This window comes from Rhizobium sp. TBD182, assembly GCF_001950375.1.
GTDB classification, from domain to species: domain Bacteria; phylum Pseudomonadota; class Alphaproteobacteria; order Rhizobiales; family Rhizobiaceae; genus Agrobacterium; species Agrobacterium tumefaciens.
The window spans coordinates 288,226-303,617 of record NZ_BDLN01000006.1 but is presented as its reverse complement, the minus strand read 5'-3'; the positions used below and the strand labels follow the sequence as shown (position 1 = coordinate 303,617).

Sequence of the window (15,392 nt, the reverse complement as noted above, 5' to 3'; positions counted from 1 at the left end):
TACTCCTGGTGTTACCACTAGGACTGGCAGTCAGCAGGCCGTCATCGCAAGACGGCCTTCACCGTGGGCTTACAGAACACGGAAACTCAGGCAGTCCTGTCTGCAATGGGCATAACTGGAAAGTCATTGCGCTTCATCATGCAGGGGACGAGCGTGCGATGAAACGATTGAATGGGCGGGACGACACGTGGCCGGCCAATGAGGGCATATGGATCCAATCTATCTGCACTGCCGGTCAAGACGAAACGCCGGAATGAACACACATCCCAAACCGCAATCCGATCTGATCAGATCACGATATGACCTTTTCTCCAATGAACGTGCTTATCTCCGGCGCAGGCCTTTCATTCAACGCTGGTCTTCCACTCGCCAGCAATTTCACCCCCGGGCTACTCAACCTCAGCAAGGTCAAACTATCCGGCCCCAGTGCCGCGCTCGTGGCATTCGTACGCAACTTTGTAGATCGGACTTTTGGCGAAGGCCGCGCGACCGATCCGAAGGAATGGCCGGAGCTTGAGGACATCTTTACGTTGGTCGATCTGTCCGCGAACACCGGGCATCATCTCGGTGATCACTCAGCGTCAGACCTCAGGCTCGTTCGACGTGCCCTCATTGTGAGGATGATCCGAATGCTTTCACAGGCCTACAGTCGGGGGGAGAAAAGACCTGACGCTCAATGGAAACTCCTGGAAACGGTCTTCAGCGATTTCGACGTAAACCGTACCGCGGTTCTCAATCTGAACTGGGATGTAGTCGTGGAAACTGGGTTTAGGCGCGCTCAAGGCATCGAAAGGGTCGATTATGGCTGCAATGCCGAGCATCTCGTCGTCAAAGACTCGAAAACCCTGCGGTACAAACATTTGAACTCAAGCCTCCCTCAACTCCACTTGATCAAGCCGCACGGTTCAGTCAACTGGCTTTATTGCGACGCTTGTCGCGAAGTTTTCTGGGTATCGGCAGACCAAGTTGAATATGTTGCCCAAACTTTGTTTCGCTCGCGTGACTGGGACGCGGTTCGGGAACGCACAGGAACAAAATTCTCCGCGCGACACATCAGTCCTTCATGCCCGCATTGCGAAACGCAGGCGCTCGGAACCCGATTTGCTACTTTCAGTTATCGCAAAGCGCTCGACTTTCCGATGCATGCGGCAAGCTGGAGGACGGCTGAGTCTTATCTCAAAGACAGCGAAAACTGGATCTTCTTCGGATATTCGATGCCGAACGCAGATTTTGAGTTTAAGCACATGTTAAAGCGCATCCAGCTAACCGAAACGACCCGTCCAAAAATCACGCTGATCACCGGCGGCAGCGCTTCGGCCGAAACTATCACGCGCTTCAAGCGATTTTTTGGCCTAGAGGACGGACATTGGACCCATTTTTCCGAAGGTTTGACTGCTGAAGTGATCGTCAAGCTTCGAGAACTCAAGGTTCTGAGCACACCTAAACCGTCACCCAAGAAGCCTTCTATCGCTGCAAGAAAAAAACCGGCACGGTAAGAATCTCATCTTTTTCGACCGCTGAACGAGAAGGATGCGCTGCCGCTCGTCAAGAATTACGGCGCTCGCCGCTAAGATAGGCGCCTGATTGGCCATTCATCGTCCTCGGCTGCATCGGTTGGAAGTTATGCCGTAGCGGCGGAATCGCGCGTCTCGGCGGGCGCAACTACTGACGCTCATTTCTTCAAGCGAAGACCACCAGATCGAGTTCTTGCATATCATAAAGGGGTCCGAACAAGATTAGTGCGAAATCGTACGTTTAGCCGAGAAAGTGATGTTTGAGGTCGATTTTCGTTCTAAAAATGGGGTCCTAAATAGCATTTCACCCTAAAACTTCCTATTCAGCACAGACGGCAAACTGCTGGAAATATGGACAAATTCGCTTGGCGTACGATTTCGCACTAATCTTGTTCTTACCCCTTAATGAGAGGAAGCAGCGGCTTGCCCCTACGCAGGCCATCTGCACGTTTCGACAAAGCCGTATCATCGATCGTGGCCATGAGGCCCAGTAGTACCGCGGGTCCGGCCTCAACCCTCGTCATTGCTGCGATCGTCTACTGGAGCTCTACCTGTATGGCCGACGTGCTTGCACATTTACGTTCGACCGGCAAGGTCGTGGCCAACGCGATCATGGCCCACACTTTACCTGTCGGTTGGGCGCACAATGCATTCTCAGGGTATCTCCAAAACCACTAGTACGGCCGGTCGGCGCACCGCTGTCCTAGGTCTGCTCGATCCGATAATGGCGCAGGCTTCCGGCAAGCTTGCGAAGCTTGACGTTGAGATCGGCATGATGCGGCATGATCGTAACGCCGCCGTCGTCTGGCGCGACTCCCCGCAACAGCCAAGAGAAGAAGTCCGGATTGTCGTCCGCGAGCATGCCAACCGTGTCAGGATGGTAGATTGATCCCCCTTTTACGGTGCGCAACGCCATTCGGTCGACGAAGTCCAGCATGACCTCGATTGTGTCGCCCAATCCCAGAAGTCCGTGAATCTCGGTGCGCTGCATCTCCGGGTGATATCCGTTCGGGAATGTGAAACGCAGCAGTGCGGACATGCCGGCATCTTGCTCGCCCGGTGATTTTGCACTCTCCAGCGTCGACCATACCTTGAGCCTCTCAAGCCAATCATCTGGGGGCAGCAGGTCTAACTTGCGTGCCAGTCCATCGCCAAATACGCGGATGAATTCGAAGCGATGAGCGGATGGGAAAATGATGCGGTTAAGACGTCCGCGCAACTGTGTCAGCTTCGAGTGTGGCACGTCAAGGAAAACCCCTCGCTGCAGGTACAGGCGATCAACAAATACAGGCGGCAGCACCACGCGGAGGCCCAACTCCTTCGCTGTCCTGAGATCGACCCAGTCGATTGCGCTCTTGCGGGGAGTGGGGTCGATGTTCGATTGCGAGCTCGCAAACCACATTGCGACCAGAGCGTTTGTCGTGAAGTCGAGTAGGTTCGTTTTCATGCCGTAGTGCTGAGCGGCTGCAATTCCTGCGCGACGGTTCGGGCGAGGATAGTCCTGCATGCCATCGGATCTGTAGATTTCCCTGAACATCTCGTAGGCTACTTGCGCGAACAGTCTCGCCGCTAACTTGGCCTGCTTCCGCTCGGCGGGCTGCAGGCGCTGGAGCCCGCTCTGGACCGCCCAACCGGCGTCGGCCTGTCCCCGAAATAACACGAGAGGCGGAAGGTCTACGCGTTGCGCGCCATCGATCGAGTCGCCTAGGAATCCTATCTGGCCCGGGCATTCTTGGTGGAATAGCAACCACGCCAGGGCGTGCCTTGCCGATGGCGCCTCCCATATCGATTGAGCGCGCGTCACTTGCGCCGCCAATTTTTGAATCTCTTCGAGGAAGGCGCGACGCTCCTTACCGAAATCGCTATCGTCCAACGTCATCTTGGTTTGCGGTCCCTTCACCGATGCGGCCGCCGTTTAAATAAACGAGATTAGAAGCAGCCCCCACGATGGGAGCCTAGATGCGTAACGGCAAGGATATTAATCCAGGAGAGTTTCTCTTTCAATTTCTCGACCCGGCCGCACGCGCCATCCTCGGTTGCGGTGAAAATTCCTTGTACTGTCTCTCAATTCCTGGGAACTCTTGCACTGTTAAATTGATTATCGCAACGACCATCAATAAACTGCTATTTAACTAGTTCTTGGGGAGAGGCGTCTATCTCTCGAGAGTGCCGATGATTCGCCGCGAGAGGGTCACGATGACGCGAAATTTGACATTAGGCTAGTAATAAGGCCGGAAACGAGGCTACTGTATCCGTATAGGAACAACGTCGCTTTATCCGAAGGGGAGTTGCAAGCAAACTACCCTCATGCGTGGGCTTACTTCTCACGAAACCGGGAATTGCTGAGTTCAAGAGCCAGCTTGAAAAAAACCAATGGGCGTTTCTACGAGTTGGTGTGGCCGCGCGACGAACGTTGGCTGAGAAGCCCAAAATTGCTAATACGCGACCTAGCGCCGCAAACTGCATTCGCCGTAGACGTCACAGGAGAAGTCTTTCTGGTTAGCGGCACGGCCGTGGTAAAGGAAGATCCTGAAGTGATCATGCCCTTGATGGCTTACTTGAACAGCGGCGTCATAGATGCGCTTGTTCGCCAAACGACTTCGCAGTTTCGAGGAAACTTCCAGAAGTTCGAACCACAGCATATCCAAAACATACCTATAATTGATCGCTTCCTGGAGGATGAAAACTTTCAAGGGCAATTAGCAGATCTTTCAGCTCGCGCAATTCGGTTGAAGGCGGCGGATCAGAGCCTTTCTGACGTTGAAGTCGAAATCGATGCGTTAATCGCGATGGCCTTCAATCAACGAGGGGTCAATTTGGTTCGCTAATGCCCATAATCAGTATTGACGGTGCAGAGTTGGATCTTCCACGAAATCTGGCATTGCTAGATACAAATGTTCTCGTTGCCATTGGTGATGATTGAGATAATGATCATGAACAGGCCATGCTTGTTTTCGAAGAGCTTTCTGAATACCGCAGTCGACCGAAAGCCCGCGCCATTGCCTATATCGCCGGTGTCGCAGACGCCACGAGCGGCACGCGATGGTGTGGAGCCGGCACTGTTCTTCCTCATGAGCTTATCGACCGCGTTTATACCTATCTTCATACCCTTGCGTCAGATCGCCTGAAAAGAAGCGCATCATCGCTTGTGGTCAAAGGATTAGCTGGGGCGTTTCCGTGTCGCGTAAACTGAGGGAGCATCGCGGGAAATGCGGATTTTGACAATTTCTGACTCAACAAGAGGATAAACACGATGCTCATGGACAAGATCTCCCCCAAATACGCTCCCTATACATTCGATGGACTGCCCACCCTCTACGGCATAGATGGATTTTGGGAAACAGCACTCCCCATGCCGCAGACGTCAACGCTCTGGCATTCTCTCGTTGCGTTGCCTCATCCCCGCCGGGGCTATTCCAGCTTCGCCGAACCAGGCGAGGTGCCAGTTTCTTTTGAGAACGACGACGGCGAAGGCGACTCCCCAGATCCCATCATGCTTGAAACGGCACGGTGGCTTATCGAGAACGATGAGGAAGTAGAGCGGGTCATTATCGACACGATCTTGAGCGACATGCCAAGGTTGCGCGACATCCAGAGAGGTATCGTACTGGGGGACGAGGATAGGCCGCTTCCTGAAAGCTGTGACGAGCCGATGCTGCGTCAGATGGTCCGGCTGCTTCAGCTTACGCTGCCTCCTATTAGGGGTAAGCTTCCCTATTTCGGGGCGGAACTAGCATGTACATGGGATCGGGAGCATGGCTATGGCGTCATGTTCCACGGCACCAACGTTGTGAAGTCCGGCGGAGGCGATATCCCGAACCTCTCGTGGATCGCCAATCGCCACGCCGAAGGGCGCATGTAAAATTGGTCGCGGGTTGGGGGATTGTCGCGACGCTTCATCAGGACAGTTGTTTTTTCGGCTGAGAAAGAAAGGCGCAACGCGCATGCGCATGACGGTTATCAGCGGCATTTGCGCTGCATTTTTAATCATTGGAGCTGACAAAGCGATGTCGGTGGACATGACGATAGACCGCCTTCTTGATGTCTGCGAAGCTCCCACGGTGCAGGCGGCGATACGGAAGGGTGATCAGCTAGGTTGGCAGCGGCTGGCCGATGCGGAAACAGAGGAATGGCGTACTCATTTCGTTAGCTACAATGGCGGCCCTGTAGAGGTTGTGGGCTGGCGGCGCGATAATATTGAGGGGGCCGAGTCGTTGTCTTTTTGGGTCGCTGGCGGCTTAAACGGCCATAAGGCATGTGCATATTCGACAAAGAAGCCTGCCGAGTTTCTCCATGCATTATCAGAACGTCTTGGCCCTCCTGACACTCTCGACAAGGAAGACGCTATAGAAATGATATCGGCTTACTGGAAACGCGGTACGGTCGAGTATTCCTTCACTCAGGTAGGATCATCCGCCACGATTAATATCGTGCCGAGCCGATAAGGCAGTGCCGAATGCTTTTCTATGGATTGTCGCAAAACTCCTACAGACTGTGCGAAAACTCCGGCGCGGAAACTTTCGATAGAAACTGATGCTACTCCCCGCGCTCAAACGACTTTCGCTCAGAATTCCGTTCCTGGAAGTTGGCGTCGGCGAAATGAGACGCTACGCGACGAAAATCATTTTGAGTTTTCGCACAGTCTGCCTAAGTTTTGCGACAGATCGGAACGTCAAGGATGGGGTGTCAAGCCGTCTGGCAGCTTCCGGGTAGACACTACTGGAATAGGGCCCTTCAGAAGGGCATAATGGCTGGAAATACATACGATAATCGAGACCGAATCATGCTTAGACGACGTGATCTGTTGGCAGCAGGAGGATTTCTCACAACTTTTGGGTGGCTGCGAGAAACGATGGCCTCACAATACCCTGCCCCCAAGGGTTTACCGGGCGCACCGTTCGAGGACCCTAACCTCAAGCTTGCAATCCTGTCTGGCCTGATCGACAAACAAGTCGTAGATCTCGGCACCCCACGGCAGCTGGCAGAGCACGTTCTTGGGCGGCCCGTCGATCTGGAGAAGGAAGGCTACGAGCAGATCCCTGCGGTTCGAGCGTATTTGGATCGCTATCCCCTCACACCCGACCTTTTGAGGCAAGTTGACGGTCTGGTTCTAGACGGAGGTAATTCCGCTTATCCTTACGTTTGGTTCTTTTGGGATGGAGAGGACGAGAGCTTCAATGTCACGAGCCTTTCAGGCATAGGACATTGTCCGAACATCAAGAGCCTCGATCTGACGTCGATGATCGAGACTGTAGATCTTCGTGATCTCCTGCCGCCGTTCCAGATCGAGAATATCAACGCAGGTGTCGAGCTGGTCAACGTGCCAGCACTGCTCGACATGCCGAACCTGAAGAGCGTTCGTATTCTCGACGATCAACTCTACGGCGAAGTGATGACACCCGATCATCCCAATCGGCAGGTCATGGAAACGTTGAAGGCGAAAGGAGTTTCTGTTTGGATCCACTGGATGGCGAGTGACGACGGAAGTCGTCCCGCCTACCAGTAGTCGACGATCCTACGTCGGCTTTCGAGAACGGACGCATTTAGGTGGAACGTCTGAAATGGGGAAGCTACCTGCCGTGGTGAGTTGGCGCAAAAATCAGTCGTGTAAGTTGAACTTTCGCACATGACTATTGCGACAGAAGTTCCCCTTAAAATTCAGGGTCAGCCAATCTGTCTTAGGCATATCGCATCCGCGGGAGCAACTCCGCCGCTGAGCGATATGTACTTCGCCTGTCCCCTAAAACGAGAAACTTCCTGCCAAAAGCATTATCGGACATTGTGGTCATTATAGAGAAATGACCCAAATCATCGAGAAAAACAGCGAAGATCGCGTTGAGGAGACCTCAGCGCCATCTCCCAGCACAACGGCCGGGTATAATGTCTCGGCGCCGGAGGTGTCGGGCGACGGTCCCCTACCCTCTCTCGCCGACGAGGACGAGACACCAGCGCATCTTTCCACCCTCGCCGATCGCGCCCGGGGCTACGTCGCAGCGGCCAGTTCCGCCAACACCCGCAAGGCCTACGCCTCCGACTGGAAGCATTTTTCAGCATGGTGCCGGCGGTCGGGCCCTTCTCCCCTCCCCGCACCCACAGACTGTGGGGCTCTACATTACAGCCTGCGCTTCGGGTGCGGGTGAGCGCGGTATGGGGGCAAGTTCGGTGTCAACCATCGAACGACGGCTCTCCTCACTCTCCTGGAATTTTTCCCAGCGCGGTCTCTCGCTCGATCGCAAGGACCGGCATATTGCCACTGTCATGGCCGGCGTTCGCAACAGCCACGCCCGGCCACCCGTCCAGAAGGAAGCGGGTCATGGGCGAGGATATCATCGCCATGATCGAGACGCTTGATCGCGGCTCTCTGCGCGGCCTGCGGGATCGGGCAATGTTGCTCGTCGGCTTTGCTGGAGGTCTTCGGCGCTCCGAGATCCTCGGCCTCGATCTGAAAGCCGACCAGACAGAAGACGGGCGCGGTTGGATCGAAATCGTCGACAAGGGGATGCTCCTCACCCTGCGCGGCAAGACCGGATGGCGAGAGGTCGAGGTCGGCCGCGGTTCATCTGATGCGACCTGCCCGGTCGCTGCGGTCGAGACATGGATCAAGTTCGCCAAGCTGGCTCATGGCCCCCTGTTTCGTCGGGTGACGGGGCAAGGGAAGGCTGTCGGGTCGGAGCGGCTGAACGATAAAGAGGTTGCTCGACTTGTGAAAAGGGCCGCAATGGCGGCCGGCGTTCGCGGCGATCTCAGTGAGATCGAGCGGGCCTCTAAGTTCTCCGGCCATTCCCTTCGCGCCGGCTTGGCCTCCTCCGCTGAGGTCGATGAACGTTACGTGCAGAAGCAACTCGGTCATGCTTCAGCGGAAATGACCCGCAGATATCAGCGGCGGCGCGATCGCTTCCGCGTGAACCTTACAAAGGCATCAGGGCTTTAGTACCGCTGGCTGGACTATGGCGCTACTAGAGTGCCCACATTGGCGGCGGCGGCTGAACCAGATCCACATTCGGGAATTGTAGGGCTGCTTGCCTCGCCTGACTGGACAGCAACAAGCTCGGCACGCCCGGCACGCGAAATGAAAATTGGACTGCCCGACATGCTCTTCTCGGTTTGGCAATTATGGAAAACACCCCGGCCGGAAATACCATAGACGCGGCAACCCGCCTCAAGAGAGATGCTTGCCGCGCTGAAAGCACTGTAGCTTTCTGGATCCTTCGCCTTTGCCAGCGCGCTCAGGAATGGATTTGCACCCACGATGTAAAGCGGCTGCCAAAGCTCGGGCGTCTTTCCGATTTCGAACGGCGCCACCGAAAGGGTCCGGCCCTCAGCCAGCGGTATGAACGCGCTGTCGTCATTTGCGGCGTAATCGTAGCCGATGACATCCTCATCAATTTCGACTGGATACTCGGTACCATCAAATGCGGTGAAGAGCATTTTCGTATTGTTGGCGGCATATTGGAGCCGGCCGTCGCCAGCCCCCCGTGTCACGTCTCCCACACAATGCGCCGCCGTTACGAGTCCGACAGACTGATCTGCTCTTTTTCCGATCGCTGCTGTGCAATACACCGGCTCACCTAGCCTGCTGAGACGACCGATGGAAGAACGGGCAGTCGCCGTGAAGTCTGAGCCGAGCAGTGCAGCAAGCGAGCTCGACGTCGCGTATTCGCCTAGCGGATTGAGACATTGTTCCTTGTAATCATCGAAAAGCTTGAAGGCGCTTTTCTCCTGGTCCCGGCTGCGGGTGCCGGCGATGACTGCGAGATATTTTGCCGCCCCCATTACGTCGCGCTGATCCAGGACGAGTTCCGCCGCATTACTGCATTGTCGTGTCTCGTTACGCCGAACCGTAAGTTCATGCCACACATCGGCCGGCCGCGAGCTTGACGAACTACAGACCCTCCCCTCTCTGCGATCGTGGCGGGCACTCGCCTCGAGCGCCTGCCGCTTGAGCCGGAATACGGGAGTGCCGCGGTCTACGGCCGCTCGGGACGTCCGCTCGCTTAAGAGCCCGTCATATGTCGGCGCAGGCGAAACAATGATCGGGTTCGCGGCGATCAACTCTAGGCTTCCCGCCCTTAGACTTTCCGAAAGTGCATTTTCGACTGCCGATAAACTCTCGATGCCGGCTACCCGCTCCCACGCCATGCTGTTACAGCGTGAGCACGCGCAAGGGTCGAGAACACATAACGGCGCAACGCGCCAATTTTGGTCGCGGGCTTTGAAAAACGCAATGTCGCAGGCTTTAGGGTCAATGTCACACAGATCGACAACCCGCTGCGGTTCGTTCACAGAGCGGCCCTGAGCTTGAACCACCCCCGAAAGCCCAAACAACAGAAGTAGAATTGCCAGAAGTTTTGCAAGGAGCGCATCGAACATGGGCCACCTATTTCGGAAGATTTGTTCTCGTCTTCGGATACAGTTTCGCGATGGTCGACTTGTCGAGATCGGAAAGCTGAGTGTTCCAACCCACCGCGTCGGCGGGGTCGGTGACCAATCGACGATCGATCGCATAATGCATGATTGAAGTCGGATCATAGTTCGATCCGTTAACCTGACTAAGCTGGTATTTGCGGAAGACCTGCGCCCTGACGTCGTCTTCAGTCCAACCCTGCTTGGCGTAGTGCGCGAACACCGCCTTCTCGTTCCAACTGATACGCCCGCCTGGATGGCTATGTTCGTGGACCAAGGAAAGAGCATGACCGAATTCGTGTAAGGTGACCCTGCGGAATTCTTCTTCCGACGTCGATGCGGTGAACCAGCCGTAGTTCATCGAAGGCTGGCCCCGCTGAGCATAATAACGGCTATCCGTGCCCAGATAGCTCCACGAGCCTCCCTTTTCGAAGGAAATGAGTATGTCGGCATCCGAATTGCCGAACCGGAAACGTATTCCCATATGCGGCTCCCACCCGCGAGCGTAACCGATGACCTTGTCAATAAAGGCAGGCTCATCAAGGAAGCTGACATTGAGGAGTCGGCGCTTCGGATTCCACCTCTTCTTATAAAGAGAGATCGCCTCCGATCTGGGAAGGTTTTCCCGAATGGGATCGTTTTCTGGATTCTCGTCGATTGCAATCTTGAGGGACTCCTCGAAGTTGGGCATCACCAACTCTGTGCACAGAAGTGGCTCGTCTTCCTGCGCCTGCGCACCACCGGTCGGTCCGCAACACAGGCAAACTGGCACGAACCCGGTAAATTTTAGAAAGCTACGTCTTCCGATCATCTACAGTCCTCCCCTCTCAGTGTTGAACCACCTTCCACCGCGCCCGGGTGGCTTCCCCTCCCTGACAGTCACTGCCTCTATCGTCACGTTGATATGCTGAATATCGCTGCGGGAGGTATCGACGGATGCGCCGACCTTCACGGGAACGATGTCGAAGGAAAGTCCCGCATTCGCCGACCTCTTCACGATGAAATGGCTGTCGTAAACATACTTCTTCATCGAGGCGTAAGGCGGTCCAGCCACAGCACGGTTAATGTCGGTGATGTTTTGGGCGAGCCAGGATGAGAAGCCCGCGTCCTGGAAGCGTCCACGTATAGCTTGGCAGGCCGCGCCGTCACCCTTCGAAATCGTAATATCGAATTCCGTCGTCGTGTTGTTCGTCAGCGTCGCCTCGCGGGAGGCTGAGAAGCTCGGCGAAAAATTTCCAGCTCCGCTCGAGATTGGAATCCCCGCAGAGGCCGAGCCTGTAATCGTGGAGCCATTCACGACATTGACGTCGAGTTTCACCACTGCAATTGCCGAGCGGATCCCGCTCCGATCGAGTGTATCGAGTGCCACAGCATTCGACAATCCGCATTTCAGAGTATCGATCACCGCTTGCGTTGGAACGACCGGCGTGTTGCCTGTGTCCTCGCGGAATTGAGGCCCGCCACATCCGCCGGCAGCCGCAAGCGAGGCAATGACGACCGTTCTATAAAGTTTCCTAAGTATATCCGCCATAATAGCCCCCCAGCTCGACGGTTTATAACTGAAGAATGATACAGTCTAAGGTTTACGTCAACTGGGCACTCGACCAGAACGGGTCCCTCTTTTCGTCACATCTTGTGAACTGCCCCAAGGCTCAGGCTTTTACCTACCTGCCCCTCCTCCGAGGGCTCGTCGCCGGAAAGTCGTTTGCAGAAGCATCCCTTGTTTATTCTCTCAAAGGCTGGGATTTCGCCTTACCATCGATAAGTACCTCCTATCATAAGTAGACTCGACAGATTCGCAGTAACTAAGTATCGATATATTCATTATTTATATTATTTTGTACTTAAACAAGCCTTGCGAATGAGCTTCCGGTCAACCGAACGCCCGCGCATTGAGGGCGCGCAGGTGGCAATCGTCGCTGGCCATAAGGGCGAAGAAATCCATCCGGATCAATATGGCCGCATCAAGATGTGGTTCCCCTAGGATCGCAAGGCAAAGAAGGATGGCACGGATACGTGGGATAATCCGGCCCGCGCAGTGCGCAAGAAAGATTGTGCAACGCACAAATTTCGGAGGAATAGGTATGAAATTTGGATTTTTAGATACATATCATCCGAAAAAATTCGGTTAAAACTCTCCCAACTCAAGGAGAGACACCATGACGGACACGACATCAGAATTTGATGGGTCAACGATTGGCCTGGAGGCCGCAGAGGAACCCGATTGGACCGCCGCAACCTGGTTTGCGGTTCTTTCGATGGCGGCCACCAGCTTTGCGCTGGTGTCGGCCGAGTTTCTGCCAGCGGGATTGTTGACGCCCATGGCGCGCGATCTCGGCATTACCGAGGGTACGGCCGGACAGGTTGTTACGGCGACCGCTTCCGTTGGCGCCGTGACGGCTTTGCTGAGCAATGTTCTCATCGGCGAACTGAACCGCAAGAGCGTGCTTGTCGGTCTCAGCGCGCTGGCGATCGGCTCCAACATTCTCGCATCAGTTGCTGCCGATTTCTGGCTATTGCTGGTCGGCCGGGCCGGACTGGGTATTGCGCTCAGCGGTTTCTGGGCACTTTCGGTTGCTGTCGTGGCGCGGCTCGTTGGCGCGAATTCGACCGGGCGCGGCATGGCTATCGTTACACTCGGCGTTTCACTGGCCACCATCGCGGCTCCATCCATGGGCGCCTTGATCAGCGACTGGGTGGGATGGCGCATTGCCATGTCGATGACGGCGGGGCTTGCCGTCATTGCCATGCTGCTGCAAATATTCAGCCTGCCCTCTCTGCCGGCAAGTACAAGCAACAGTCTTTCCGATGTTTTCCGGCTGACGCGGCGGCGCAGCGTTCAGCTGGGGATGCTGGCAATCCTGTTGCTGATGACGGGGCATTTTGCCGGTTCGGTCTATGTACGACCCTTCCTCGAACAGGTGACGCTGCTTGAGACCACGCCGATTGCTCTCGCCCTGCTCGGCTTTGGCGTCGCTTCCGTGATCGGTAATGTGCTGGGAGGCCGCATGGCAGACACCAGTATCCGCCTCGCGCTCATCGTTACCGCCGCCCTGATGGCGTTTGCAACAATCGCCCTCGTCCTATGGGGTGTTCATAGCGGTGCCGCATTCGCGCTCGTCGCGCTTTGGGGGCTTGCCTTTGGCATGGCGCCCGTGGTGCTGCCGACCAACCTTTCCCGCGGCGCACCCGATGCTCTGGAAGCGGCAGGCAGCCTGATGGTTGTTTCTTTCCAGGTGGCTATCAGTATAGGGGCGGTTGTCGGCGGCTATATCGTGGATTCCTACGGTGCCACTGCGCCGCTGGCGCTGACCGCGATCCTGGCTGCATCCACGGTCGCACTTGCCTTGCTACAGCGTCGCGATTGACCCTGTCCGTGACGGCAGATGCCTAAAACGAAAGTCCCGCCCGGAATTTGGTCCGGGCAGGACATTTGTGAAAAGACGATTTTTCTTGCCGTCGCTTTGGTTACTTGCGGTAGGAAAGACCACCCCAGATACGGCCTTCGTCTCTGTGGCGGCCACCGTGGACTGCGCCGATATAAGCAGCGGCAGCAGAAACGAGTGCGGAAGCGGCCAGCAGGAACGCAGTCAGAATGCCTGCGACGCGCGCTTTTTCTGCGGCATCCGCAGCTTTGGCCTTGGCATCGTCCAACGCCTTCTGCGCCTCAGCCTTCAGGGTTTCGACCTGCTTCTGCGCTTCATCGACCTTCTTCTGCGCTTCCGCCCTCACGGCCTGCACGCGTTCAACCGTCTGGTTTACGCGCGTTTGCGCATCCGTCTGGCTGATGTTAGTGCGGGCAGCAACCTGATTGGCAAGCCATGTCTTGTCGGCATCAGATATCTCGCCGGTTGCAAGAAGATTGCCGAGGATGCCGCTGATCTGGCGCTGATAATCGCCGGCGCTCTGGTCACCCGTCAGAGGGGCGGCGGGCGCATCGGTTCTCAAAAGACTATCCGTGAAATAGTCGATTGGATTAGCTTTCAGGCCCTGCGGAAGCATTTGCTCGATGCTGGGCGCTGCAGCCTGACCGGCGCCTTGCGCCAGACCACCTGCTGCGCTGCCAGCGCCGGAAATAATGCCGCCCGCAAGTTGACCAGCACCCTGAACGGCGCCACCGACTGCGGAACCCGTTGCCTCAACAGCGGTCTGCGCCACGCTGCCGACAGCTTTGGCGCCACCGGACAGCACGCCGAGCGCTAGAAACGCCGAGACGACCGTGCCGAGACCCCATACGACCAGGCCATTCACACCATCGCGGACGGTCAGTTCGTTCCTGTCGGCAGCGCCGGCAGGCCGACGCATGCGGCCGGCAATATAGCCACCCAGCATGTAGGAGCCGACCATGGAAATGATGACGAAGAGCGCGGTTATGATGAGCCAGACTGTGCTGACCTCGCCACCATTGTCCGCCGAGATTGAACTCAGGCCCAGGCCGCCCGCAAATGCGGTGAGAATGGCCATGGCGCCCGAGGAAATGACGGCACCGGCGAAAATCGCTGGCCAGTCCACATAGCTGCGGTTTGGATTCGTTTCGATACCCGTTGGATCAACCATCAGCGTAGCCCCAACAATGAGAGGATGAACAGGACGACGACGACGAGGCCGACTAGATAGATGATGGAATTCATGCGATCTCCTCCGAATGGACGATCAATCCTCCGCGTAGCGGTGATTATATGCAGTGAGACATGCGAGCTGATTGCTCCCTCACCAAACTCGCCGCGCTCCAAAAAGTTTCACGACTTCTCGTTGCTTCGGAACGATTTTGCGCAGTTCCGCCGGCGAGGTGACGAAAGAAATGTGCTCGTGGTCGGCAAAGAGAGGTCGCCGAACGCAGGCAAGCAGCATGACCAGCCAGACACAAGCCACCCGAACCAGATTGCGACCGAAGGAGATGTACCATGTCTGCAATCGATCGAATTGGCTCCACCGCCTCGCTTTACATACGCCCGCGGCCACAGGACGTTTCCCAGGCCGTGCCCGATCCCACACCCGAACGGTCGGCATCGTTGATCGGAGGGGGAGCCGCGCCTTCGCTCTCCTCCAATCTTGCCAACGCACTCTGGTCGCTCCGGGGGCAAGAGGGCGGAATAGAAGAGACGCCGCTTGAGGGCGGCGGCACAGGCTCCGATGAGGACGAGCTTAGCCGCTGGGCAAATATGAGCCTTGGCGAGAAAATCCGGGCCCAATATCTGGAGGCGCGGGGATTGTCCGAAGGCGACCTTGCCGCCATGCCGCCCGACGAAAGGAAGGCAATAGAGGACGAGATCCAGAAAGCAATAAGGGTCGCGATGGAGGCTCCAAAAGACGATGACGTGAGCGTGCTCGCCGGCCTTTAAGCGTGACATGCCTCCGGGGGCACTGCGCAGCGCTACGATCTGATACATAAATGCGGGTTTCAGGAAACATGCCGGATACCTGCAGGGCAGATCATTGCCTGATCTATTTCGGATCAGGCAGGATCTCCCATGA

General features: G+C 56.1%; 16 protein-coding genes and 1 pseudogene. 11 read left to right on the top strand and 6 right to left on the bottom strand.

What is annotated here, in order from left to right; genetic code table 11:
- Positions 1-314: 314 nt before the first annotated feature.
- Both T18_RS19125 and T18_RS28260 read left to right on the top strand, forming a co-directional pair.
- Positions 315-1,496, top strand: coding sequence for a hypothetical protein (locus T18_RS19125; protein ID WP_210187539.1), 1,182 nt, complete (start codon positions 315-317; stop codon positions 1,494-1,496).
- 423 nt (positions 1,497-1,919) lie between these two features.
- Positions 1,920-2,192 carry a Tn3 family transposase gene (locus T18_RS28260; protein ID WP_121556209.1) on the top strand — a complete coding sequence of 91 codons (273 nt, stop codon included), beginning with the start codon at positions 1,920-1,922 and terminating at the stop codon, positions 2,190-2,192.
- A 25-nt stretch (positions 2,193-2,217) separates the two neighbouring features.
- Here T18_RS28260 and T18_RS19115 read toward each other — a convergent pair whose 3' ends face one another.
- On the bottom strand, positions 2,218-3,393 hold the full coding sequence (locus tag T18_RS19115; RefSeq protein ID WP_038493412.1) for an FRG domain-containing protein: 1,176 nt from the start codon (positions 3,391-3,393) through the stop codon (positions 2,218-2,220).
- Between the two features lie 481 nt (positions 3,394-3,874).
- Between T18_RS19115 and T18_RS19110 the strand changes: the two genes are divergently transcribed.
- The gene (locus T18_RS19110; RefSeq protein ID WP_075807772.1) at positions 3,875-4,342 is read left to right on the top strand and encodes a TaqI-like C-terminal specificity domain-containing protein; all 468 of its coding nucleotides are present in this window, start codon (positions 3,875-3,877) and stop codon (positions 4,340-4,342) included.
- 56 nt (positions 4,343-4,398) lie between these two features.
- On the opposite strand, the gene T18_RS27785 is transcribed toward T18_RS19110, so the two are convergent.
- The gene (locus tag T18_RS27785) at positions 4,399-4,587 is read right to left on the bottom strand and encodes a hypothetical protein (protein WP_139322514.1); all 189 of its coding nucleotides are present in this window, start codon (positions 4,585-4,587) and stop codon (positions 4,399-4,401) included.
- Here T18_RS27785 and T18_RS28255 point away from each other — a divergent pair.
- From T18_RS28255 to T18_RS19085, 5 genes and pseudogenes are all read left to right on the top strand, one after another.
- On the top strand, positions 4,513-4,707 hold the full coding sequence (locus T18_RS28255) for a Rap1a/Tai family immunity protein (protein ID WP_414896158.1): 195 nt from the start codon (positions 4,513-4,515) through the stop codon (positions 4,705-4,707). The two genes, T18_RS27785 and T18_RS28255, sit on opposite strands and share 75 nt — an antisense overlap.
- Positions 4,708-4,773: 66 nt before the next feature.
- Positions 4,774-5,376, top strand: a complete 603-nt coding sequence (locus tag T18_RS19100) for a DUF6985 domain-containing protein (protein ID WP_166701605.1) — start codon at positions 4,774-4,776, stop codon at positions 5,374-5,376.
- Positions 5,377-5,458: 82 nt separating this feature from the next.
- Positions 5,459-5,959 carry a hypothetical protein gene (locus tag T18_RS19095; RefSeq protein WP_046205611.1) on the top strand — a complete coding sequence of 167 codons (501 nt, stop codon included), beginning with the start codon at positions 5,459-5,461 and terminating at the stop codon, positions 5,957-5,959.
- 302 nt (positions 5,960-6,261) lie between these two features.
- Positions 6,262-7,020 (top strand): DUF6892 domain-containing protein, encoded by a 759-nt coding sequence (locus tag T18_RS19090; RefSeq protein ID WP_162163083.1) that lies wholly within the window; start codon positions 6,262-6,264, stop codon positions 7,018-7,020.
- A gap of 292 nt (positions 7,021-7,312) precedes the next feature.
- Positions 7,313-8,445 (top strand): annotated as a pseudogene (locus T18_RS19085) (site-specific integrase).
- Between the two features lie 14 nt (positions 8,446-8,459).
- Here the strand turns inward: T18_RS19085 and T18_RS26360 are convergent.
- From T18_RS26360 to T18_RS19070, 3 genes are read right to left on the bottom strand one after another with little or no spacing between them, the layout of a single operon-like run.
- On the bottom strand, positions 8,460-9,884 hold the full coding sequence (locus T18_RS26360; RefSeq protein ID WP_038493427.1) for a trypsin-like serine peptidase: 1,425 nt from the start codon (positions 9,882-9,884) through the stop codon (positions 8,460-8,462).
- Between the two features lie 7 nt (positions 9,885-9,891).
- Positions 9,892-10,728 (bottom strand): M12 family metallopeptidase, encoded by an 837-nt coding sequence (locus tag T18_RS19075; protein WP_080863760.1) that lies wholly within the window; start codon positions 10,726-10,728, stop codon positions 9,892-9,894.
- Positions 10,729-11,448 (bottom strand): hypothetical protein, encoded by a 720-nt coding sequence (locus tag T18_RS19070; RefSeq protein WP_038493430.1) that lies wholly within the window; start codon positions 11,446-11,448, stop codon positions 10,729-10,731.
- A 330-nt stretch (positions 11,449-11,778) separates the two neighbouring features.
- On the opposite strand from T18_RS19070, the gene T18_RS27780 reads away from it, so the two are divergent.
- Together T18_RS27780 and T18_RS19060 are read left to right on the top strand one after the other, a co-directional pair.
- A complete protein-coding gene (locus tag T18_RS27780) occupies positions 11,779-11,901 on the top strand; it encodes a hypothetical protein (protein ID WP_272870606.1) in 123 nt (40 codons plus the stop codon).
- 175 nt (positions 11,902-12,076) lie between these two features.
- Complete coding sequence (locus T18_RS19060) at positions 12,077-13,285, top strand: MFS transporter (RefSeq protein WP_038493433.1); 1,209 nt, start codon at positions 12,077-12,079, stop codon at positions 13,283-13,285.
- A 100-nt stretch (positions 13,286-13,385) separates the two neighbouring features.
- On the opposite strand, the gene T18_RS19055 is transcribed toward T18_RS19060, so the two are convergent.
- A complete protein-coding gene (locus tag T18_RS19055; protein ID WP_035199154.1) occupies positions 13,386-14,474 on the bottom strand; it encodes a hypothetical protein in 1,089 nt (362 codons plus the stop codon).
- 347 nt (positions 14,475-14,821) lie between these two features.
- On the opposite strand from T18_RS19055, the gene T18_RS19050 reads away from it, so the two are divergent.
- Positions 14,822-15,259, top strand: coding sequence for a hypothetical protein (locus T18_RS19050; protein WP_038493437.1), 438 nt, complete (start codon positions 14,822-14,824; stop codon positions 15,257-15,259).
- Positions 15,260-15,392: the final 133 nt, after the last annotated feature.